13 protein-coding genes are annotated in these 23991 nt (G+C 41.3%); 1 reads left to right on the top strand and 12 read right to left on the bottom strand.

All coding sequences use genetic code 11. The features are described from left to right. Nucleotides 1-75: 75 nt before the first annotated feature. From DXC01_RS20955 to DXC01_RS00430, 10 genes are all read right to left on the bottom strand, one after another. Complete coding sequence (locus DXC01_RS20955) at nt 76-522, bottom strand: hypothetical protein (protein WP_319638492.1); 447 nt, start codon at nt 520-522, stop codon at nt 76-78. Between the two features lie 125 nt (nt 523-647). Then, nucleotides 648-803, bottom strand: a complete 156-nt coding sequence (locus DXC01_RS20950) for a hypothetical protein (protein WP_330427615.1) — start codon at nt 801-803, stop codon at nt 648-650. Further along, the gene (locus tag DXC01_RS20945) at nt 800-943 is read right to left on the bottom strand and encodes a hypothetical protein (RefSeq protein ID WP_330427614.1); all 144 of its coding nucleotides are present in this window, start codon (nt 941-943) and stop codon (nt 800-802) included. The genes DXC01_RS20950 and DXC01_RS20945 overlap by 4 nt, the downstream gene beginning before the upstream one ends. Before the next feature lie 291 nt (nt 944-1234). Beyond that, the gene (locus DXC01_RS00465; RefSeq protein ID WP_118697995.1) at nt 1235-12790 is read right to left on the bottom strand and encodes a hypothetical protein; all 11556 of its coding nucleotides are present in this window, start codon (nt 12788-12790) and stop codon (nt 1235-1237) included. Nucleotides 12791-12865: 75 nt separating this feature from the next. Beyond that, complete coding sequence (locus DXC01_RS00460; RefSeq protein WP_118697994.1) at nt 12866-13828, bottom strand: hypothetical protein; 963 nt, start codon at nt 13826-13828, stop codon at nt 12866-12868. A 25-nt stretch (nt 13829-13853) separates the two neighbouring features. After that, a complete protein-coding gene (locus DXC01_RS00455) occupies nt 13854-14570 on the bottom strand; it encodes a hypothetical protein (RefSeq protein WP_118697993.1) in 717 nt (238 codons plus the stop codon). Between the two features lie 34 nt (nt 14571-14604). Continuing rightward, a complete protein-coding gene (locus DXC01_RS00450; protein ID WP_147399621.1) occupies nt 14605-15684 on the bottom strand; it encodes a hypothetical protein in 1080 nt (359 codons plus the stop codon). Nucleotides 15685-16149: 465 nt separating this feature from the next. Then, complete coding sequence (locus tag DXC01_RS00440) at nt 16150-17601, bottom strand: transposase (RefSeq protein ID WP_118251995.1); 1452 nt, start codon at nt 17599-17601, stop codon at nt 16150-16152. 101 nt (nt 17602-17702) lie between these two features. Next, the gene (locus tag DXC01_RS00435; protein WP_330427613.1) at nt 17703-18527 is read right to left on the bottom strand and encodes a hypothetical protein; all 825 of its coding nucleotides are present in this window, start codon (nt 18525-18527) and stop codon (nt 17703-17705) included. 49 nt (nt 18528-18576) lie between these two features. After that, complete coding sequence (locus tag DXC01_RS00430; RefSeq protein WP_118251997.1) at nt 18577-19470, bottom strand: hypothetical protein; 894 nt, start codon at nt 19468-19470, stop codon at nt 18577-18579. A 188-nt stretch (nt 19471-19658) separates the two neighbouring features. Between DXC01_RS00430 and DXC01_RS00425 the strand changes: the two genes are divergently transcribed. Further along, the gene (locus DXC01_RS00425; RefSeq protein WP_118697991.1) at nt 19659-20594 is read left to right on the top strand and encodes a leucine-rich repeat protein; all 936 of its coding nucleotides are present in this window, start codon (nt 19659-19661) and stop codon (nt 20592-20594) included. On the opposite strand, the gene DXC01_RS20455 is transcribed toward DXC01_RS00425, so the two are convergent. Both DXC01_RS20455 and DXC01_RS00415 read right to left on the bottom strand, forming a co-directional pair. Further along, nucleotides 20595-23321 (bottom strand): hybrid sensor histidine kinase/response regulator, encoded by a 2727-nt coding sequence (locus DXC01_RS20455; RefSeq protein WP_243111519.1) that lies wholly within the window; start codon nt 23319-23321, stop codon nt 20595-20597. 282 nt (nt 23322-23603) lie between these two features. After that, complete coding sequence (locus tag DXC01_RS00415) at nt 23604-23975, bottom strand: glycine betaine ABC transporter substrate-binding protein (protein ID WP_118697990.1); 372 nt, start codon at nt 23973-23975, stop codon at nt 23604-23606. Nucleotides 23976-23991 lie beyond the last annotated feature (16 nt).

The following is a 23991-nucleotide window of genomic DNA, read 5'->3' as shown; positions in this document are numbered from 1 at the left end:
GATATTGGTTTAAGATTCGGTTGTAGCTCAGCCATGTGGGACGGGAAGTGAACCACACCCCGTCCCGGCTGATATTCATTTTTGAAGCAATGCGATCTGTTTTTTCAGTTCTTCAATAATGTGTTCTTTTTCTTTCATCTTTTCGTCCTTTTCCAATATCATTTTCTGCATCTCGCTGTCCTTCTTCTTCAACTGTTCTTGCTGTCCCACTATCATTTCCTTCTGCTCGTCTATCGTCTCCTGCATTTCATCTACCATATATCTCACAGTATTACGATTCATGATTCTCAGTTCTTCCGAAAATATCCCCATAACATCCTCCACATTCCGGCATATGTAATACACATGCTCATACATCTCCCTGAATTCCGGGTAAGTATTAATCAGTTCTATGATCTTCTCCGGTTCATCCATACCCAGAAATGTCAGCCATCCGTCCATTTTGTTCTTGATACCTTTATTTTCTACATTTTCTTTAAAGATGTCAAGAGGAATAAAAATATATTTTTGCAGTAAATCCATCTCCAATCCTGTATCTGACTGCTGCGTAAAGGTATGAATATAATTATCCGCATATTTCTGAAAAACTACCGGGCTTTTTTGTACTGGCGGAGCAACAGATCTGAGGAATAACACGCACACCGCTCTCACGGAAAGGCATATCCAATCTTCTGTACCTCTACATTGCAGTATGTCCCATCCTCAAAACGTACCAGGATATCCATGATCAGCAGTGACTGCTCGTCCGCAAGCCTGGTGGAATCTCCCAGCAGTACATCTACAATTTTCACTTTTCGATTCAACAGAAATCCAGAAATTCCTGTCTCTGCGCCTCCCTCCAGCTGTAAAATTTTTCTGTAAGTTTCACGGTCGCATCAATTTCTCTCAAAATTTCTTCCCTGCTTCTGAGCATGGGAAAATACTGCTGAAGTTTTGTTTGCATAAGCAGGCTTCCTTTCGTTTGGGCAATTTTAATAGATTTTTGCTTTGTTGGATTTCTGTTTCAGAACTGAAACATATAAGAATGCCCTGACGGGCTTAGAATTTAAGATATAATCAGTGTAGCACGATATGTACTTATACAGCAAGAAAAATCATTCGACAGACTTAACCAAAACCCTCCCCGTTTCCGGGACTGTCATGTTGTGACAGTCCCGGAAACGGGGAGGGTTTGTTAAATGTCCCGCATGGAATCAACCACGCGTGACAGGGAAAATGCCAGAAAACACCATCCCTACTGGAGAAATTCGGGTTTAATCTTTGCAAGAGTATAGATGATGTTATCGTCCTGTTGTGTGCCGCTCACTACAGTAGTTGCACTGCTTCCTAAAACTTCGGCCTGAAGAAAGACCTTGTAATTAGAATACATATGACTCTTGTCTTCGACATTGTCTATTTTTACTTTGAGCCGAATTGCCTGTGTTAAAATGTTTCCATTAAAGACAGAATCAGTCCTTACATTATCATCTTTCCAGTACGTCTCCTTTGGAACAGTCCATGACCAGCTTCCTGCTTCTCCATTTGTTCCAACAGTATATTCAACGGTACCAGAATCCTTTGATTTCAGTTCCACATCCAGATAATCCTTCGCATCTGCCAGCGCATTCTGATATTCTTCCAGTGATCCAGATGTATTCTTTGGCATCAAACTTAATGTAAATCTGATACCTCTGGAATTTTGCAGTTCTTTGTCTAGGTCCTTCATTGCTGACAAATCATAAACAGCTGTCGTATCTATCAGTGAACTTTCCTGAGAAGCATCCAGATACTGAAGATCCAATAAGTTGATACCCAGCTGGCTGATCTGGTCTGCTTCATAAGTAAGTTTTGCGCCTACCGGAGCATCCCTGTAATATGCAGTCCGCGTACCTGGTGCCAAAGCACGGTTTGTACTGTACGTAATACTCTGTTTTTCTGTGGAAAGCTGTGAGGAATATGTCAGCTTTGTAAAGTCTGTCGGTAAACTCTTGCCATCTTCAATCTTTGACTCCGGAATCGCATTCAGACCCGACGTTGGAATATTTACATCCATCTTAAGTTCCACATAAAAAGTACTACTACCAGCAGTTCCCTTTACCCGATCACGCACTCCCTGAAGACTGATTGCATTCTCAATCGTACCATCTGTTGATAACGGTAATTCCATAGTTCCGTTATTTGAAACCCACGCATATTCCGTAGCTGACGTTTCTCCTGAAGCTACACTCCATGAACCATTTGTATATTGATAGTATACTCTGGAAGTTCCGCTTCCTGTATAAACATAGAACTTTGCAGTTCCGGATGATCCACTTGGGAACTGTTGACCCAGAGTCTTTCCATTTACCGTATTTTGTATGCCACCCACGAACCTCTGATATAATTCATCATATGAGTTATACGTCTGTGTATTTGGAAACATGATTGTATCCACCACATCTACCTTCATAGTCGAGTCCGAAGCTGATATTTTCTTTGCCAGATCAGTTATATTTTCTTCTTTTACACTGTGCGTATATCCGCTTGAAATAACGTATGTACTTGCAGTACCTCCATGATCATCCTCCGTCCAATTACCTTTTTTTTTCGTTCGGTAGTTAATATTGTGAGGAATTTTGTCTGTTACTTCTGTCTGTATAGAGCCATTCAGCAGTCCACTGTTCGTACCTTTTGGAACGGTAACCACAAGATAATATTCCTCTGAAACCGCGCTCTTTGTTCCGGTTTTTAAACTGCTGTCCGCAACTTTAATGTTATATCCTCCGGTTTCTGTTCCCTGTGCCAGTCTGTAATAAGAATATGTTCCGTCTTGGTTCTTGATCTTAACTGTTGGTTTCGGATATTTTCTTCCATCAGAAACTTCTATATCTTCTGGTTTTCCATTCTGATCCACTTTTATAAACGTGCCATTCTCTGACGATTCTGCAACAGCTCCCATCAGTTCTCCAATACTTGGTGCCTGGTACGCTGTTCTATCTGAAGCCCTGAATTCACTCATTGCAATTTTATTCGCCTCAGCGACTGTAAGACTTGAGTTATCCGGAACTCTATAATAATATACCTTACCATTTGTACAATCCACCAGAGATAACTGTGTCCCTGCTGGAAGCTTTACATCTGTTCCCTGAGAAAATACGATCTTCTTATCCAATGATTCGGTTACGTCACCACCACCGTTAATGTAACTCTGCCAGCCATAATCTGTAAATGTTTCTTTCTCACTGTTATATGTGTATTTCAGATAAGCTGTGATCGAACTTCCGAAACTTTCCAGGACATGCCTTTCCAGACTTTCATATGTACTGCTTTGGAAGTTTGTTCCATAACTTAATGTCGCTGAAAAATCCAGCTCCAGCATACGGCGAACAACAACCGGAACCATCACATTATATTTGTGGACTGTTCCATTTATATCTGTTTCTGTAAATGTCACCATCAGAAGAGTAAAACGATCCCGTGTATTATCATATTCTGAACTGGTATTGAAGCTGAGTGCTCCGGTACTGTTTCTGGATATTCGAAGTGAAGAAGTTTCCGATGGCTTTCTTATAAATTTTCTGCTTGTCGTATCATAGCTGTATACATCTGCTCTTGCTGTAACATGTGCATTCTCGGAAGTGTTTAATGCATTCGCCCTTGAGAATCCTCCATTTGTAACAATATCCAGATATTTTGAAATTTCTGTCGCATCGTTTCCTGTAATCTGCAGTACCGGAAAATCAGAGTTCGCTTTTGTTGACTGATTCGCATTGTATGTAGAAATCATCTTACTGAATTCAAATGTAGTTATACCTGTATCCGCGTATTTGTACAGACCGGCATTTGCTGAACCAGTATTATTATAGTCGTTGTAAATTTCTTCAGCCTTTACTGTAAAATTCGATCCGTTTGTTTTCCAGGACGCCCCGTCTCCATAAAGGTAAAACTGTTTTGCCGGAGTCGTAGCAGTTCCTTTTGTTGAAACATATGCTGTACTTTTTGGGCTTGTCACCACATATGGTTTCACAGGTGTTTCTGCCGTATCTGTATCATTCGTTTTTTCAGGAATTGCCAGCAGTTTATCTGTTTTTCCATCTCCAACAGACTGTGCACCCAATGCTGCACCAGAATAATCAGCAAAGGCTATATAACTTTTGTTCTTTATTGTATTTGCAACACTTGAGTCATTGTTGATTACACCGTACAACTGTGTTACGGAATTCTTTTTCCCAGCATTTTCATAATATGCCTCTGCGTTCTGAATACTCAGACCTGCTACCGATATTGCTCCCGTTTTGCTGTCAACAAGACCGATTACCATACCAACTTTATTTGACTGAGTACAATGAATACTTGTATTGTTCAATAATAAATTTGACGCCGTCAGATTTCCTCGAATATCGCCAGTAAAACCTCCCGCAGTTGTATCGTTTGTAGTACCCTGAATTTCAGAATCTTCTACTGCACAGTCAAACAAATACAGTGTATCCAGATTCGCCGCCCAGTCTACATCTCCCAGCATGCCGCCACATCCCCATTTGTTGGAAATCATTTTCATGTTGCTGACTTCACACTGTTTCATTTGGATTTTTTTATTAGGAGCAGTAGATAATCCAATCATACCGCCTGCGGTTTCTTCTCCGGTTATTTCATACTTTTGATCTTCAGTTCCATTTACCACACAATTCTGTAACTTTACCGTTACTGCGGTATTTCCTACTACTCCTCCTGACTTTCCGCCTGTTATGGAAGTTTTCTGTACCTCGCAGTCACTGATTGTGACCTCAGCCCCCTGAATTCGCCCCACAATTCCGCCATCGCCGCCGCTAGTACTTTCGACGCCTCTCAAATCGCTAACATTTATGGCAATAGTATCTGCCCGGCAATTCTGAAATTCACATGAATCATCAGTCCTCCCATTTGCCCTTCCTACAAGACCACCGGCATAGCCGGTTCTTGATTTCACAGATATAATTCCATTCGGTTCCGCATCGCTTCCTTTCACCACCGCTTTACGGATCTGATATCCCTTATTATCAATTTTTCCAATAAAGCCGCCGGCACACTCACCTGCCTCACTCGTAACTCCCTGCATCACAGCTTCATCCGTGTTCTCATCCGTATTGATTTTTATCTGTGTCCTTATATATCCAAAAGTGCCTCCGGCATATGTAGTTGTATTGTCAGCTTTCCCAATCTTTGAACTCCGTCCGACAACGTAGTTTTGCTGTGTTATGTTCAGGGAGCTGATAACACTGGTCTTATCCTGGCTGTCCACATATCCCACAAAACCACCGGCGGAATTCGCAGCTTCAACCACAATATTGTTATACTGGGAATTTGTTATCTGTACTCCCACAGAAGTCCTGTTGTTCATCGTTGGTTCTAACAGGCAGGCAATATTCTTGCTTGCTGTATAGCCGACAGGTTTTGTCGTCGGAGCTGATTTTCCAGAACTGCCAAGCAGTCCTCCTGCATCAACAGATCCCTTTATGTGCATATTCCGAACAGTTACCTGATCAAATTTAATATTTGCCGTACTGGTACTTTCACTGGCAGAAATACTGGCAGTCGTACCGGCAAAGCCACCTACTCCCACATTGCTCTTATAGGTATTCCAATCATCAGAAGGACTCTCTATTTCCTCGCCCTCAGCGGTGTAATATTTCAATGCCACTCCGCCAGATACCGTTCCAGTTGAATTACTTCCCTGAAGTGTCAGATTGCTGATGGTTGTCGTCTTTCCAGGTCTAAGTAAATTAAATACTCCACCGATGGATGCAGAATGGAAATCGTCATCCGCGTATTCTTTTACAGTTGTATCCAGAATCAGAGCACTTCCACTTCCATCCATACTCGCTAATTCCGGTACAATGCCTTTTGCATCAGAAACCGTCGCATTCACAATCGCATTCGAAACATATCTTGCAGCAATTCCCTGATACCCACTTCCATAAGCAGTCATGTCATAATTTCCCTGTTGCAGATTAATAGTTGCAGATGCACTGCAGATCTTAAAGCTGTCTTCATTTCCATACTTGCTGAGCAGATATGGCAGATTCGTTGTTCCAGGTATGCTCTGGTCATCTGATTTTGCCAAGTTCTCATCCCCATCGGTTCCTGTTTTTCCAATGTGACTGTAGGATGCCTTCCTTACCTTTCCATACTTACCACCAAACTGAAACTCGTATGTTCCTGCCGTCTTGTTTCCACCATTTGTCTGTGTACTGTAAGCGTTGCTGCTTCCACCAGACACAGCACCACTGTTGACAGCTGCTGACAAAAGCAACAGTCCCTGTGCGTCTTTTACAGTCGTAGTTGTTCCCGTTGTACTGATCGTTGTACTGATACTTCCTGTATTATCTGTATCAAGCTGGTTGATCTTATAATTCTTGTCTGTATTATCAAGCACAATGCCAGATTCATTGAACGCAAATCCATCCAGTACACGTCCTACATACGGATTGACATACATGCTCTTTTTCGCACTGGCATCCACAGAAACCGCATCACCTGAAAGCATTGTATCAGTCAGTCCTGTCTTTGCAGATGTACCGTTTCCCATTCCGCGGAAGATCACACCTCCACCGCAGACAGAACCAACATAACCGCCTACTGGGATCAGATGTTTCTTCGTTCCTGTGACAGTCAGCCAACTATCCACCATTGTTATCGACACATTGTCAATAATGTTATCCCCGCCAAGGACACAGCCAATCACACCGCCAAAACATGCATTCTGATAATAATCTGAGGTTTTCGTTCCATCATACGTCAGGGTCTTTCCAGTTCCCTCATAAGAAACTGTCAGATTTTTTACTACACTACCATAACTGTACGGAATCAGACCATTTCCTGTAGTGGCACCTTCCAGTACCAGCTTAGTGCCACTTTCATTTGTACTGGTAAGCACACCACGGAACGGCCATGTATCATTTGAACCAAAGCCTCCGAAGTTCGTCAGACTCATCTGATATGTGCCATCGTTCTGCTTTGTTCCTACAATATCATAATATGCGTTCAGCATATACTGCAGGATTACTTCATTCTCCAGTGGTTCTGCGTCCGGCACTTCTTCCCATACCGACGCATTCTGCGTTCTTATATTCCGTACCTGCTTCCACTGTGAGCCATTAAACTGATACGTTACATCATATGTGCTATCATTCTGTCCTGTACAGAAAGCGTTCTGATTACTGGTGATCGTAACTCTCCAGTCCTTACGTGCCATACCAGTCGACAGATATTCTGAGATGATCATCATCTGACCTTCTGTCGTGATATTATACGGATGTCCGTAAGTTCCACATCCTTTTACTATGTCTGCAACTCGCTGGTTAACTTTTATTTCATGTGCCAGCTGGGTTTCATTATATCCTGCACACACATATGGAAGATATCCGGAAAAATCCACACTATTCTTATTCGTGCCATCTTTTATGATTCCATCATCCGTTCCATGCAGTTTTTCATCATAATACCAATTCTGCAGATTTGTGTACTCTGAGGAAGCAGATATTTCCTTTCCATAGGTCACATTTCTATGTTTATAACTGCCGTTCTCTCTGTCATCTGCCTGATAAAAGTTGTAAGTTGCAACAGAAGAAGAACCATTATGTTTAAATGATTCTAATAAAGTGGCATGTGTAAAGATTCCTCCCTCTCCGACGGCATGATCCGGAAGAGAAATATTCAGGAAAGACAGATTAATCTGTACTCCATCCGCAGATCCCACGTTTCCGATCAGACTGGAAGCTACCGCGTTTTTGGACTCATAACTATTCGTTATTCCATTCACAGTCAGTGTTGTATAATTTCCAATTGTATTAATCAGAAGCGGTGCATAATCTGCTCTACAATTCGTAACCTTCAGATTTTCAAAACAAATATCATCTATCGTTACCTCAGCTTCACACGTTGCATTCTCTTTCTTGTTTCCACGTACATTTCCTGCAAATAACACACCCGAACCACTGTTGTTATTTACTTTTCCAACACTTCCTGAAAAAGTAACATCGCTAACATTCACTGTCATTTTAGCATCAGAATCATTTAAATGATTCAAAAACAGCCCACAGTGCATCGTGTAATGCTGTGTACGTGATGCATCGCTGTCTGCCGCAGTAGACTTATTGGTTTTACTGTTTTCAAATCCTTCAATTTCCTCATTGTGAAATTTTATAATGGCATTCTGCACTGTAATGTTACTATCCAGATCAATCGGATAATAACTGTACTTCTTCATATCCAACGTAATCTTTTCTGATGCACCACCGATTGTAGTACTGTTCGTTATATCTGAAATGTTGTACTTATTACCCTCTTTGTTGAAAAAATAGCTGATATTCGTCCATGTATAACGGTATACACTCCACAGAAGAAGTTCTTCCGAAGTATCTATATACTCATCACCATTCTTACTGTCTTTGTTTGCCTTATCGATGCACCTCTTCAAATCATAATAGTAACGACTACATCCATTTGTCTGATGATGCTGTCCATATGCGGTCCGGTTTATATAAGTCGTGCATTCTTCTGCATCTACACCAACCCAATTATCTGCTCCACTCGCCTTGGTCGCAATAGAAACAACCCCGTTTTCACCATTTTTTGTAATTGAATCTGCCGATGCAGCTGTATAAGCTACAAATTCATCAAATGCACCAGAAGTGGTTACATTGATATCTACCCCAGAACCAATTCTATACGCAAAGTTAGTTCCATCATCCCAATACTTTGTCGTATTCAGATACAGTGCCCCAAGCTCTGTGTTCGTGCTATCTATTTTTTCTGTTCCTTTTTCTCCGCGGCACACCAGCAATCCAACATTTTTGCCTGCCTGAATCTTCAGATTTTGCATATCAATTCCATAAGAACGGATTTCCCAGATTCCACTGGAACGATATGCCAGCCCCCCTACATTCTCTGCCTTCGGAGCATTGATCTCAGCACTTTGCACCGTCAGCTTGGTATCCGTTCCATCATTATTGTCATTTTCTCCCATGAAATAAACGCCAACATGACTCCAGATACTGCCAAACAGTCCTCCACACATCTTTGTCGCATTTGGAGCATCTATCTTAAATCTATCAAATGTCACATTTTTTATTTCCATCCAATGATTTGCATCTCGTGTACTGTTCGCATTTTTAATAATTCCAACAAGACCACCTACATAGGCATACTCCTTTGCATCACTGGTGATTCTACCGCCGACTGTCAGGCTCTTACATCTCAGCTTGAATGTTCTGCTATCAACTCGTCCGATCACTCCACCGGCAAATACTCTTGTCTCAGCTGCTTCTGCCACATTTTGAATTGTAATCGTCGAAGAACCTTGAGTCTTATTGTCCAAAGTCAGATTTCCAGTCGCAGTTCCAAAAAATCCGCCAACAGATACACTATTGCTGCCGTTTGGGGCGTCTGCCAAAATTGTTTCCTGTACAATGATGCCCTGGGTAATCGCATAAGCAGTATCAACCCCATCAGCTTCCGCAGCAATACCTCCAGCCTCTATTGCGTTTCCTGCGTTACTCACATGAATCTTCCCTGCAAGAACAAGATTATTGAATCCTCCACTTGCAGATGACTGGACCTTCGCAAAAAGCCCCTGGCACTTGTGAAAATCTCCATAAGCATATACTTTTCCGCAACCTTCTGCTCCCTCACCAGCAGCCTGAGCATTTTGATAGCCAAATGTTTCACCAATTCCAAGAGTCAGTGTATGTTTATCAGTTCCACCAGAAAAAGTCCCTGTGTATACAGTTTCATCTCCCGCGTCACGACTCAGTCCGGTTATTCCTGTACCACTTAAATCTATATCTGCTGTAAGTGTGATGTTTTTTGCATAAAGATTTATCCAGTTAGAATTTGTAATACTGGAATCTGCACTGAAATATCCTCTGGAATTCATCGCTATAGACAATAATGCGAAATCGTCCGCAGAAGAAAGGCTGATAGCATCACTCCAATTCTCAGTCTTGCCCAATTTGACCTGATGCTCTTTGGTTATCGTAATCAAATTGCTGCTGAGTTCGGTTGTTGAAGTATTGTCTGCATTCAGGCGAATAATCTGTCCGTAATTTCCGATGTCGTTCACTGCCGAACTGTAGCTGGTAAAATTACTTCGCTTATATGTCCATCCCTTTCCATTTCCATCCCCTGTTGCATAGATCAGTCCACAGTTATTATATCTTACTATCTGTGCTACCTGATATCTTCCCTGAAATTTCACATCTGTAAGATCTGTAATTCCTGATAATTCCAGTACACTCCCCTGACCGGCATATCCTAAAATACCAGCACCTTCCCACAGGCTTCTGTCACTTCCATTCGTCGATACAGTTACATCCTCTGCCTTGAGGATACTTTTTTTAGTCAAATAGGCTGTAATCCCTCCAAAATATTCACCTGCATGCGGAAGTGATATCGTCACCTCCACATTTTTTACTTCAAGATAAGTAGCCTTACTTTCTGTGTCATCACCCGTTCTTCCAATCAATCCACCGTGATACCTTGGTCTATCAGAACCCGAAGTAAAATTAGAGGTAACCTTAAAATTCTGAATCAGTAATGTACTTTCTTTTGCAGATGTCGTCAGCTGTCCTGCTATGGCTCCATATCCTTCTGCGTTTCCACCTTTTTCTTTATAGGTTGACCGAAATTGAAATTTATTATTTTCCTCACTGTTTCCGATTGTGTATTGAATTGCTCCCTGCAGATTCAAAATGCCAAAATATCCACCGGCATTTCCTCCACCAAGTCTTCGACTACCATGCACGAATACCGTTGGTGCATTAATTACCACCTTATCCGGCAATGTCTGATCATTTTCGACAACCTCCTTATTTAGTGTATAATTTCCGATAAATCCACCAGCCTGTGCACCACTCTTGCTTCCACCTACAGATGGTTCAGCTACTGTAACATTCCCATTCAGATTCTCTGAAGTAACGTTATCTACTTTGCCGGATACACCACCAGCCGCAGTACCTCCTTCAATCGTCATAGAAGTAAGTGTAATTGCAGCAGTACCATCTGTTTGAAGCTTTGTATCGAACGCCATGGTTCCTGCCAGTCCACCGGCTGCCCCTGCACTGGAGCTAACTGTTGTCGACTCAAAATTAACTGCCGCACCGGCAGATGTTATGATTTTGGCACCATTATTCGCTTTGGCACCCTCATTCGCCATTACTCCAGTCAGGCCACCGGCATTCGCAGATCCTTCAATTGTTACAGTATTACTAAAGCTAAGATTCTGTTTTATATTGATCACTGCGTTATCACTCAGTTTGCCTGCCAGGCCACCGGCATTTCCGGCAGTTGCAGTCACTGTCACATTATCAAATCTAAGAGTTGTTTCTATGTCAAGCTCTGTTCCGTTTTCCATCACACCAACAACACCACCGGCACTTCCTGCCGTTGATGTGATACTTACCTTATTCTCTGTCGAACCATTTGGATACGTATAACCATCCTGAATGCAAATTGTTCCACTGCTCAGAGTGTTACAGATCAAACCTGTATTTCCAGTCGCAGAAGTTGCGTTGATATTAGTTCCATAAGTAATACCTGATCTAATATTTAATGTATGTCCTGCAACTCCCTGTACTGTTCCAAGCAGACTTCCCATCGTTGCTGAAGAAGCACCATTCACTTTGACCGGCAATACATGTGATGTCGAACCATCTGACATTGTATCAAACTGATATACCTCCGCCATCATCGGCATCGAACCATCCCCACACCAGGTAATCGTCAGGCTCGCATTACCATACATCCCAACCGTTGCAATTGATGACAGGCCTCCAAAAAAGCTATGATCTACTCTCAAGGTCGCAGGAGCTGTTCCTGAAATCTTTCCCTGGAAAGGATTCGTTGCATCACCAATTCCCTGATATGAGTATTCCTGCTGCGTAATAAATATTTCTGATGTCTCAAGTGCCTCTCCTGCCCCCTCAGAATCTTCATTTGCAGAGGCTGCAGATGAAGATTCTGTAATGTTCTGTTCATCTGCAGTATCTTCCAGCTCTGCTTCTGTTACATTCTGAATCTCTGTATCTGTCTCTTCGCCATTATTCTGTATTTCCACCGACTCTGTGCTCTCGGTCTCGGCAACAGCCTCCTGCAGATTCTCTTCATCATTTACTGCAGCCACAGTCGTTCCATTCATATGGTCTGAAATGTCTGTATTTGCTTTTATGTTCGCTTTTGCAGTAACATCCCAGTCACCGGAGTTGTTAAACAATACAGTAATATTCTGTACTTCGCTCTGATCACAGTTTGAAAGCAAAATCAAATCTGTCGCATCAAAGAGTGTCATCGTCTTTGTATTTGCATCATAATGTTTGAGCTGTGCCAGATGCAGCTTTCCGGTGACAGCTGCCTGTACTGTCGGTACCTCTTTCTCCTGCACATCAGCCACAGAATCCGTCCCTGACTGTGTTCCATCAGAAAACATGTCCTCTTCTTCTGAAACAGATATCTCTGATTGGTCGATATCAGAAGTATCCTCACTGTTGTCTGTATCGTCTTCTGTAATTTCCACATCTGTATCGAAAAAATCTGTATCGTCTTCTGTCTCTGCAGACTCACTGGTACCCTCTTCTGATGCTGTTGCAGCTTCTGTATTTTCTGTCATCCCTACAGATACAGTGTTTTCTGATTCTCCTGCTGCAGCATTTTCCGATTCTGCTGACAATGCCGTTTCTGTTGTATTTTTATCTTCCTGACTTTCTACGCTGGCACTGATTTTCACTATGCCTGTCGGCATTACATATACTGTTAAATTCATTGCCACAAATGCTGCCAGAACCTGTTTGTATTTTTTCACGAATCTCACTCCTCCAGAATTAAGATCTGCTATCTGATCTTCCGTCAGATATCTGTCATCAAATCTGATTTTGTGTTACTGCGTTATCTGTGTTGCAGTAAAACTGATATTGCTGTTCATTCCACTCCAGGTAGCCGGAATGGTAGATGTATTTTTGTAAAATGAAATCAGATAATCACCTTCTCCTTTTGTCTGATCCATCTTCATTGTAATCTGTTTCCACTCAGAATGAGTTATACCTGATGAGGGCGTTAAATTATTAGTACTCAGGAAAAACTGATCTATTTCCAAAACATCAGGATTCCACTCAAGTACCGCAGTTGCCTCACCACTTGAAATAGAAATTTCATAATTAAATCCATCATAGTCAGTCGGATTTGCGTTTGTATCGTAAACAAATTTCCCCTCTGAACTGAATGTAGCCGTTGCCGTTCCAACGCACGGTGAAATCACTGCTGCCAGTTTCTGCCCATTCGTTACAGACAGATTGCGTGGAACCGCAGTCACTGTAATTTTCACCTGATCCAGATCACTGACTGGGAAGTGTATATTAAACTTATGAGATCTGGCTGTACGGCCCGTCAGAGTCAGATCTTTTACCTGAAATTTTGTTCCACTGCCACTAACGGTTCCCGCATCCGTGCTTATACTATATCCATTTTCTCCACCGCCGCTGAATGAAATGGTCAGATCATACGTAATATCTCTCTGACTTATCAGGTTTGTATTTCCATCTGTGTAGTTATACACATAATTATATATATCCAGCTCAACGTCTAATCGCTCTGAGTTTTTGTTGTCTTCCCCAAATGAAACAATTCTTGTCGCATATGAACTCTCTGCAGCATTAGAAGCACAACTCTGCAGATAATTTGAAGTAAAACGTACCGTTTCATTATCTCTGTTTCGTGCCACACCACGCTGAAAAGCCTGACTGGTGTATGCTGCAAAACTGCCTCCTGCAACTGCAAGCAAACCGATCAGGCAAATAACTGCCAGCACTGTTCTTTTCCATTTTGGTCTGTCTGTAAATCTCATTCTCTAACCTCTTACCCTGCTTTATTTATGCAGTTTGTGCCAGAATATAGAAAATATCTGTTTCTTTTGTTGTTTCTGTCCAAGTTACCTCGCAAACATAATAGGTACGGTGATTCTGAACACCATCAATCATCACCTGATTCTCCACTGTGCTTTTATCCGCATTCAGGGGCTGACTGGTCAGCCAGTACAAGGGTTCTGCATGCTTCTGGACACTCTGGTAATCTCCGTAATTGTTATTATGTTTAGATGTATTGGCATATTTATAATCCTTTTCATGGTCAAGGTTTATATACGTGCCCTCGATTGGATTTGCAGCGTTGTAACTGTACGTATATCCACTGTCGGTTACACTGTCGGTTCCATTCGAAGAAACCGGATACAGCTTAAATGTCAGACCTTTAAGGTTCGTTGTATGTGCAATTTCCAGCTTAAATTTATCTGCTGCACTCTGCACACAGATTACTCTCCGCACCGTCACGGTATTGCCATTTTTGTCTGCAGCTGTATAATTCAGATCCAACGATGTCAGTTCTGAGCCATTCGGTCCCAGGATTGTTATGTTTGATGGTTCTTTTATTGGCATCAGCGTTGCCATATCTGTCTTATTAAAAAACCATGCAAATGAAAATCCCACAAGCAATACTGCAACAACCACAAGTGCTGCGATCGAATAGTATAATTTTTTTCTGTTCACTGTTTTTTTCGTTTGTTTATCCTGCATTTCTATTTCTTCACTCATTTATTCATTCCCTGTATCTGACTGTTCTGATCTGCTAGTCTGCCGGATCCACCTGAATCTGCACATAGACATATCTTGCATTTTTGCCAATATACTCATCTGCCTGATTATAATAGTTACTGCAAGTATTTAATGTATCATCATTCATTTGGTTGTTTATATCAGCGGTAATTCGTGTATCATCTGTTGCTGCTACATCGTAAAAAAGTTTACTGCTGTTTACATTCTTCTGCTTATTTATAAAATCATTCAGGTTTGAATATTCGCTCTGCTCTACTACATTCGTAAACAGATCGCCCTGTGTACTTCTGTCCGTATAAATATAATTACGGAAATACTGAGGCCATTTCCAGTATAAAGTCACCTTATATGGCATGTCCTTTGTAAATGTTGCGGAGTTATCTGTTTCTGAACCCGGAGCATTCAATTTTAATTCCTCCTCATCCCCAATCCAGCCATAATAGCCTTTTTCATTATCCAAATGTCTAAAAAAGAGGATATGTCCATTAAGAAGACGCTGGATTTTGTCATTATCTAACTCTATTGCTTTTCCGCTGTTATCTTCTGTATAGCCTTTCAGATTTAACTTAACTGCAGCCGATGTAAGTCCGCTTTTCTTCGGTATCAGATAAAATTCCAGTTTCCCGCCTGCTCCTGGTACCAGACTTTCCTGCCCGTTAAGATACCATGCCAGACCACTTGTACCTACATGAAATTCCGGATTATTTCCATTCAGATCTTTTTCTAATGTTTCTTCAGTTCCCGTATATATATCTATATATTTTTCGTACTTTTGACTTGATGTTCCCGCTGAAAGAATATTTTTATTATTTTCCTTCAATTTATCTATTTCGACCTTCTGCCTTGATCCTATACTTGCCAGTTCAAACGGTACTGTGTTCTCCGCAGAAATCTGCGTCCCTGTCATGGTAACACGGTTATTTGCCACAAACCAGGCAATACAGACTGCGACAATTGCAAGCAGTGCTGTAAATGCAAATCTGAGGCTACGCTTCGCGTTTTTCTTTTCTTCCTGTATGCGTTCCTGCAGTTCTTCCGGCGACAGATTCTCCAGTTCATCTGGAATCTGATCTGTTTTATTTCCATCTGCCATCGGTACACCTCCATATTTATCATCAAAATTTCTTCTTATGTAATGTATACTCTGTTTTATGGTATCATAGCAGAATTTCAATTTCAATAAAAACTCTTTTTATCATGAATTATAACATATTTTTTTCGACATTGTGTGGCTGTATTGTGATTTTTTTGACCAACATCAAAAGTCGCGGCCTGCACTTCCGCCTGCCACGACTTTTGATAGAAAACTTTATTGCATTCCCTCGTGAACGCCACTCTCATATTTCTCTTCCAGTTCATCTTTGAATAACTCTCTTAATGCATCACACACAACGACATCTCTCCTCTTTCTTACTGTAAGAATAGCATATTGCAGAACTCGGTTCAATGGGATTCTGGGGACGGTGTTTTCGGCTCGTTTGATGTCCCAGTGGTTTCTGGTTTAGGATATCGACAGATTCACAGTCAGATGATGATTTGTAAAGAGTTCCCTATCGGTTCATTTATTTCCAGCATGCACCTTCGCATACACTTCATTTATTGCCTCGATATAGCAATTATAGGATGAATGCCTGTCCGTATCCTGTCTGGAAAGATGCATGTTTTTTTTGACCAGATAAGTTTCCCTAACCTTCATCCAATGGGCAGGCTTCAGAAATTTTTCCTTGGAATTCAGATCTTTTATTGATATTCCCTGTTCCCAACAGTACTGATCTGATCTTGTGTTTCCTGTTTTCTTATGGATCAATCGATACCAATTCCCACAATCATCTTCTCTTACAATACAAAGATCAATGCGAAATGGCGTCTTATTTCCCTTCTCCAACTGTACTTTTTTTGTCGTAATAACTGATGTGGAATCATCGCATGTTTTCCAGTCATTCCTGACCAATATTTCATTGAAGGATTCTATGATTGTAGTTTTTAATTGCCTTGGATCATTCCATATATCAATATTTTGCGCCTCTTCAATCCACAAATTAAAGTCATAATCTATCGCTTCTCGTTCATTCTGTGTTACAAGCCCTCTTTTTTTACTGCCCGCCACAGCCATCCGTGCCTGTATCCCACGGCCTTTAAGATTTTGCACCAGTTGATTGACCATGCCGGCACAGATACGATAGGATTCTTTCAGATAGACTTTGTCTGTTACAAACTTATACATAATATTCTCCTTTCGAATCCCACGCCTTCCAGATAGCTTCGTTGCTAAATCGTTATAATATAACAAAATTCCGGTAAGTCTGCTAAGCTGGCGGACAGAAATACCGGAATGTTTTAATAACTGCAGGTATTGATTTCTTGTAAAAAGGTCAAGACGCTGAAAGTCCGAGGGGGAATTGCAAGATGTTTTTGCCTGAATTATCCTGAGAGCATCCACATCAGAAAGATGTACAGAAGAATGATGCTCCATGCATTTTTCGTCTGAATTACTATTGAGATAGTTCATGCATTCCACATGACTTTGAAACAAACTAAGAATTTTGTCGATATCTATAAAAGAAGCCTCCAAATCCGCATACGCATGGTAACTACTCCAGAAATATGTACCTGGTATCGTTTCCAATCCTGCGTGAAGTGGGTTTTGATGAATATATCGAAATATCGTTTTGAGGTGTCCCAGGTCATTTACCGGTTCACTTTTATATCGATCCTGAAACAGATTTCCTATGCGTTGATACCTCTGGTTGTACCATCTGACAAATTTTACTTCTATTTTCTGCATTATCATGCCGGGCTCTGTACTTGTATGCCCAATCAATAGATGTATATGATTATTCATAAGACAATAGGCATATACTCTGAAATTACAAATGTCTTTATAATAACGCAAAATGCTGATAAATTGCTGATAATCATATTCGTCTTCGAAAATAATCTGCTGATTAACACCTCTCAAAATGATATGGTTAATATTGAGAGCACTCTTTTTTCTGGCTTGTCTTGGCATAAATTGCTCCTTTCACAAATCACTGGGGGGGACGGAGTTTTCCGGTTCAATTAGTGTCACTTATGGATACATCAAAAACTCCCTCCCCTATGATTGCCTGATTAGATTAGCATGTTCCTGACAGCTTTTACTTTATCTACAGAAACATGAAATACTTCTGCAATCTCTTCCATAGAGTATTTTCCTAAATCCAGCATTGACTTTATTCCTGTTTCAATTCCAGTTTTAAATCCAGCTTCTACTCCAGATTCAAATTCTGCTTTGCGAAGTTTCTTTTCTTCCTCTTCCTTGTCATATTCAAATATGCTCATAGCAATAACCTCCGCTCGATTTTTCCTTAGAAATTCGACAAGAATTCCCTCATGGATGCATTCGTTTACAGCACGTTCCACGGCTACATCCAACTTCATTTCTTTTGTGTAATTTCGTACTTTTGCCACATACTGTGCATACTCCTTTAGTATCAGGCATTGTTCCATCAGTTCCTCGTTGTGCCCTTCATTGATATTTAAAGTGAGTACTTTTAATTCCAGATTTGGTGTCTCCGTCAGGTTCTCATATGCATCTAACAGCAAATCCTCCCACCTGTCTTCTGGTCGTTCTGTCCCATTATAGAATACAAAAAAATTGGGGGGGTGGTATCTTCTGTAAGGTTGAAGAATATAATAGTACCTCCTGTTTTTGCAGGAGTCCAAAAATGTAGTATGTTGTTTCTGCCACCAGGTCAAACTCCTGCTTTTGATTTTTGTTGGGTTTAAAAGCATGAATTTCTGAAATGATTTTAGAAAAAAACAAATAGACGGCATAGATGCCTGGAATAAAAAGAAATATACTTTGGGTTTATGGTAGCATTCTTTCTCTTCTGATTCAAGGTATTTTAAAATATTTTTCCATATTACCACCGTGGGAAGTGCATTATAACTCACATTGATTCAAAAAACACTGTAACACCAAACGAGTCGGAAAACTCCGTCCCTAGTGGTTTCTTCTAACTTCACCAATTGATAATCCCAGAATTTCCGCAATCTCATCAAGCGTATATTTACCCGTACTGTACATATACTGTATAATTTCTTTTTTTCCAGCTTCCCTGCCGGCCTCAAATTCTGCTTTGCGAAGTTTCTTTTCTTCCTCTTCCTTGTCATATTCGAATATACTCATTGCTATTACCTCCGACTTGTTTTTCCGAAGAAATTCTGTAAGAATATTATTCTGAATACAGTCATTCACTGCCTGTTCCACTGCAACATCTAATTCAGTCTCTCGAGCGTACTCCCTCACCTTTGCCACATATTGTGCATATTCTCTCAAAATCTGGCACTGCTCCATAAGCTCACCATTGTGACCTTCATTAATATTCAGTGTGAGTACTTTCAATTCCAGGTTCGGCTCACCCGACAGGTTTTGATATGCTTCTGAAAGATAATTTATCCAACTGTCTTCCTTCTTTTCTGTCCCATTATAAAATACAATAAAATTCGGTGCAGGAATTTTCTGAATCACTGAAGAATACAATGATCTGTGGTTTACAAACTTTTGGTATTCTGCTGATATGTAAAACAAATCTCTCAACGGCATATTAGGAGTATAGGTTGACTGATGTTCATACAAAAACAGTCCTGTATCTACAATAAATGCCAAGTCATTTTTCATTCCCATGTAGATAGCGTTTTCCAATGTTACAATTTCCAGCGCCGCTTCATCTTCATACGCACTTCCATTTACAGCATTATAAAGTGACAATAAATTCTTTCTGTCAGAAAACAGCATTCGAAATACAGTATCCTTATACTTTCTGTTTGCTGTCAGATTTTTTCTTACATTACAATTCTTCTTTACAGCAATTTTTCGATTCTTTCTTCTTGTCATAGATATACCTCCTGTTTTTTGCAGGAGTCAAAAAATGTACTGTTTCTTATCACTTCAAACTCCTGCTTTTATTTTGATCGGAATTTAAAAGCATGGATTTCTGAAATGTTTTTAGAAAAAATAAATAGACGGCAAAATGCCCTGAAAGTTTAAGAAATATGCTTTGATTTTATATTATCATTCTTTCTATGCGAGTTCAAGAAATTATTGACAGCGCAGGTTTTCAGATTAGCGTAACAAAGGTTCCTACGGTTACGCCAACGCTGACCGTTACGGTGACTCCGACTGTTTCTCCGATGCCTACTGTTACTGCAACTCCAGTTCCGACTGTTTCTCCGACACCAACCGTTACTGTAACTCCGACTGCTACTCCAAAACCGACCGCCACTCCGAAACCGACCGCCACTCCGAAACCGCGTACCTACCAGGTAAAATATGTCAAAAATACCCGGCTCAGTGTAGGAAGTCTTCCTTATGATAAGACCAAATACACTTCCGGACGAAATGTCAAAGTTCAGAAAGCACCTTACTGCACTTCCCGTTTCTTCACCGGCTGGAATACCAGAGCCGATGGAAAAGGTACACGTTACTTACCGGGACAGACCTTTAAGATCAAACAGAACATCACTTTGTACGCACAATGGAGCCTGAGTTATACAGCTTCTTCTCTGATCTACCGTGTAACCGGCAGGCAGACCGTCACCTGTTACGGAACTTCCAACAGCCGCCTGAACAGAGTAGTCATTCCTCTTACCATCAAATGCACAGGCGTTACCTACAAAGTAATTTCTGTATGGACCAAAGCTTTTACCGGAAAGAAAAACCTTACCAGTGTCGTGATCGGAAATAATGTCACAACGATCGGAAGCCAGGCTTTCTATAACTGCAAAAATCTGAAAGCCGTCACGATCGGTACCGGACTGACACGCATCGGTTCCCAGGCATTCCGGAATGTAAAAGCAAAATGCGTCATCACAATCAAAAGCACCCGCCTTACCACCGTTTCCTCTAAAATCGATCAGGGTGTAAAAAAGATGACCGTCCGCGTTCCAAAAGCAAAATATTCAGCCTATAACCGCCTGCTGCGAAAACACTCCAGAACAGTCCTTGTGAAACGATTCTGATCAGTCCACCATCTGTGGCTGAACCAGTTTTGCCACTGCCCGAAGTACAAGTTCCGTATTCAGCGGCTTCGCAATGTGTTCGTTCATCCCAGCTTCTTTTGACCTTATTTTATCTTCCGTAAAAGCATTTGCAGTCATTGCAATGATGGGAATTGTTCTGGCATCTTTTCTGTTCAATCTGCGGATTCTTTCGGTTGCTTCATAACCATCCATCTCCGGCATCATGACATCCATCAGGATCGCATCGAAGCAGCCTTCCGCAGATTTTTCAAAAATTTCAAGGGCTTCCCGGCCATTCCATGCCTTTGTCACAACCGCCCCCGCATTCTGTGTGATAAATTCCACGATTTCCATATTCAGTTCATTGTCCTCAACCAGAAGGATATTCATCCCGGCAATGGAACATACAGATTTCTTTGCTTTCTGTTCTGCCTCTCTTTTTTCCGCATCAATTTTGAACGGTATCGTGATCACAAATGTAGTCCCCTTGTCCTTCTCACTCTCAAAAGTAATATCTCCGCCCATTCTTTTTACAAGCGCCATCGTAATCGACATTCCAAGTCCCGTACTGCCATATTTGCTGTAACCGCCGACCCTCTCCTGCGTGAACGGTTCAAAAAGATGTTCCTGGAATTCCCGGCTCATGCCAATTCCCGTATCTCTGCAGGTAAATTCGAACACTGCAGTATCACCCTCTGTAGAAATCTCTCTGCATCTCAGCATAATCTTGCCATGCTCCTTATTATACTTGACTGCGTTACTTATAAAATTCATCATGATACGTTTTACATAAACCGGACTGCCGATCAGATTCCAGTGGGCAACTCCAATGTTGTCCTGGGTGATTTCTATTTTTCGTTCCTCCGCCATTTTTTCGATTACTTCAAGAACGCTTTGTGCTATATCATGAAGGTTAAATGGAACCTCCTCCAGCATAATCTCACCGGATTCCAGTTTTCCCATATCAAGAACCTCATTGATCAGCTCCAGCAGAAGGTGAGAGGCATCCCTGATCTTTTCTCTGCATTCTGCCAGTTTATTTATATCATTATGGTAATAATCCGCGACCTCGAGCATCCCGCAGATTCCATTGATCGGTGTGCGGATATCATGACTCATTCTCCTGAGGAAATTTGTCTTGGCTTCACTGGCACGCTCTGCAGTATCCAGTGCTTCTTTCAGAAGCTTCTGCTGTCGGATTTCAGCCTCCACAACATCATCTACATTCAGGAATCCCAGCACAATGATCCCTGAATCCTCGTTTCTGATAACGCGGAACTGATAATAATGAATCTCATCTCCGTTTTTTACCCGGTAGTTGCCCTTGTACTCTTCTTTTTTCCTGATCCTCTTACGCACATTGCGAAGCCTCAGTACTTCATGCAGCATATCGCGGTCATCCGGATGCACCCGCTCTTCAATGTATTTTGCAAGAAACTTCTTATAAGAATAGCTGCCGTCCTCTTTCTTCTTCAGTCCATCTTCATTTCCCTCTTCCTCTTTGATGATCGAGAGCGTTTTTTCTCGGAGATTCAGAAGATATACATCCCTGTAATTACTGCTGAGTGTACGGACAATACTGACCTGCGTCTCATATTGCTCCTGTGACCGGGTAATATCCACTCCATACAAAAGTCCCTCCAGATGATTATTCGACGGATTTATCAAAAGCCGTACCACGTACTTTGAAATACGTGCAATATTGTCATCATAATAGCATCTCGAAATTCTCGTTATCTCCACCTGTCCCGCATTGTAGTTCTCAAGCATGGAGTTTCGACAGAAAGCATCAATGAAATCCTGTCTGTCCTGCTCCTTCGGAATATACTGTGCCGTATCCCGGACAAACGCATCAATCGTACAATCCGACTTCAGTGTATCCACGATCGCAGATGTTCCACCGGTTTTGAGTATCTTATCATCCGTGATATCCAGATGAAAATATCCCGCAGCATGAGAAATGGAACCAATCAGGGAATTCAGTTGATTTTCATATATTTTGCGTGCATTTACATCATTATCCTCGCATGCGGCAGCGATTACAAAATCCTGCTCATCCTCCGTTTCACCGTTTCTGGTAACCAGAAGATAATAATAATGCGTCTCTTCTCCTGCACTCCTGAAATGCACCCTGAAGCTCGATGAATTTGTAAGTTTCTGTTCCAGATAATCCAGTTCCATTTTTTTCAGGACGTAGCTGCGGTCATCCGGATGGATATAGCGGGTAAGATATTCCCTCACTGTATCATAATCCGCATTATCTTTCACAATACTGTTGTCCGGATCATTTGTAAATTCAGAGCGGTAAACAGAAATTGTTTTCTGCTGACGGTTGACAGAATAAACTGCCACATAGTCCGAAGCAAGCCGATTGACTGCCCCCAGAAGACGTAGAGATTTCTCTCCTGTAGGAATCGCACTTGACAGTCTCTCTCCCTCTGCAACGGTACTGAAAACCAGTGCATGCCCTCTGCTGCCGTCCGGAAGGATGGTATCCACCGCATCCACAGTCTCGTAAATATGACGAATGGGATCCAGATACGTCTTTGGACCACAGATTCCATTGACCACCGGACACGGCGGACATGGTGCATCCAGTCCCATCAGTGCTTTGTAACATTTCATTCCCATCTGAAGGCTCGGATAGATTTCCTTCGCTGTCTCGTTAAACCCAATAATATTGTAATCCCCGTCAATACTGTAATATCCTGATGAATGTGTCCCCATAACCTTCCCTTTCCTGTTCCATTCTATTTCGTAACTGTTCAGCACCCTCACAGTCACGAGTCAAAATGCCTCGCGGGATACTGCTTTCTGAATAGTTACCTAACTGTTTAATACATCGAACTGCATAAACAGTATTATCAATAAGAGTATATCATTTTTTGAAGCAATTGGAAATCTGTTTATTTGTTGTGGGAAATATAAAAATTTATTACTAATAACCAGATGTTTAGCACAACTGAAGCATATGATATCATTTGTTATAGAATTTGATCAGGAATGCTCTTAGTTATAAAGTCGCGGCAGGTATCTTCGCATCTCATATACCCGCCACGACTTTGGATAAAAATTTAACGCATATATATGTTCTTCCAGTTTCGGAAAATCTTCATAAAGGTCTGCACGGAGCAGATATACACCATTGTATTCCGGGAAGAAGTGCAGATCATCCTCCAGAGTCACCAGTCCAAACCGCTTATTCAGCCCGTCTGTGGAATACACGACAGTCACATCCATATTTCCGGCATTGATCCCGACATACTTTAATCCGCGGTCGATTGTGTTATTCTGTCTGAAATCCAACCCGTATGTAGAAACAAAAGATTTACTCCGGAATTCACTCGCTGATAATGACAATTGCCACAATGTATTGTCCATAATCAAACATGCTATT

Origin of the sequence: Blautia sp. OM07-19, assembly GCF_003481595.1 — a bacterium.
Taxonomy (GTDB): domain Bacteria; phylum Bacillota; class Clostridia; order Lachnospirales; family Lachnospiraceae; genus Blautia_A; species Blautia_A intestinihominis.
This window is presented reverse-complemented; position numbering and strand designations above follow the sequence as displayed.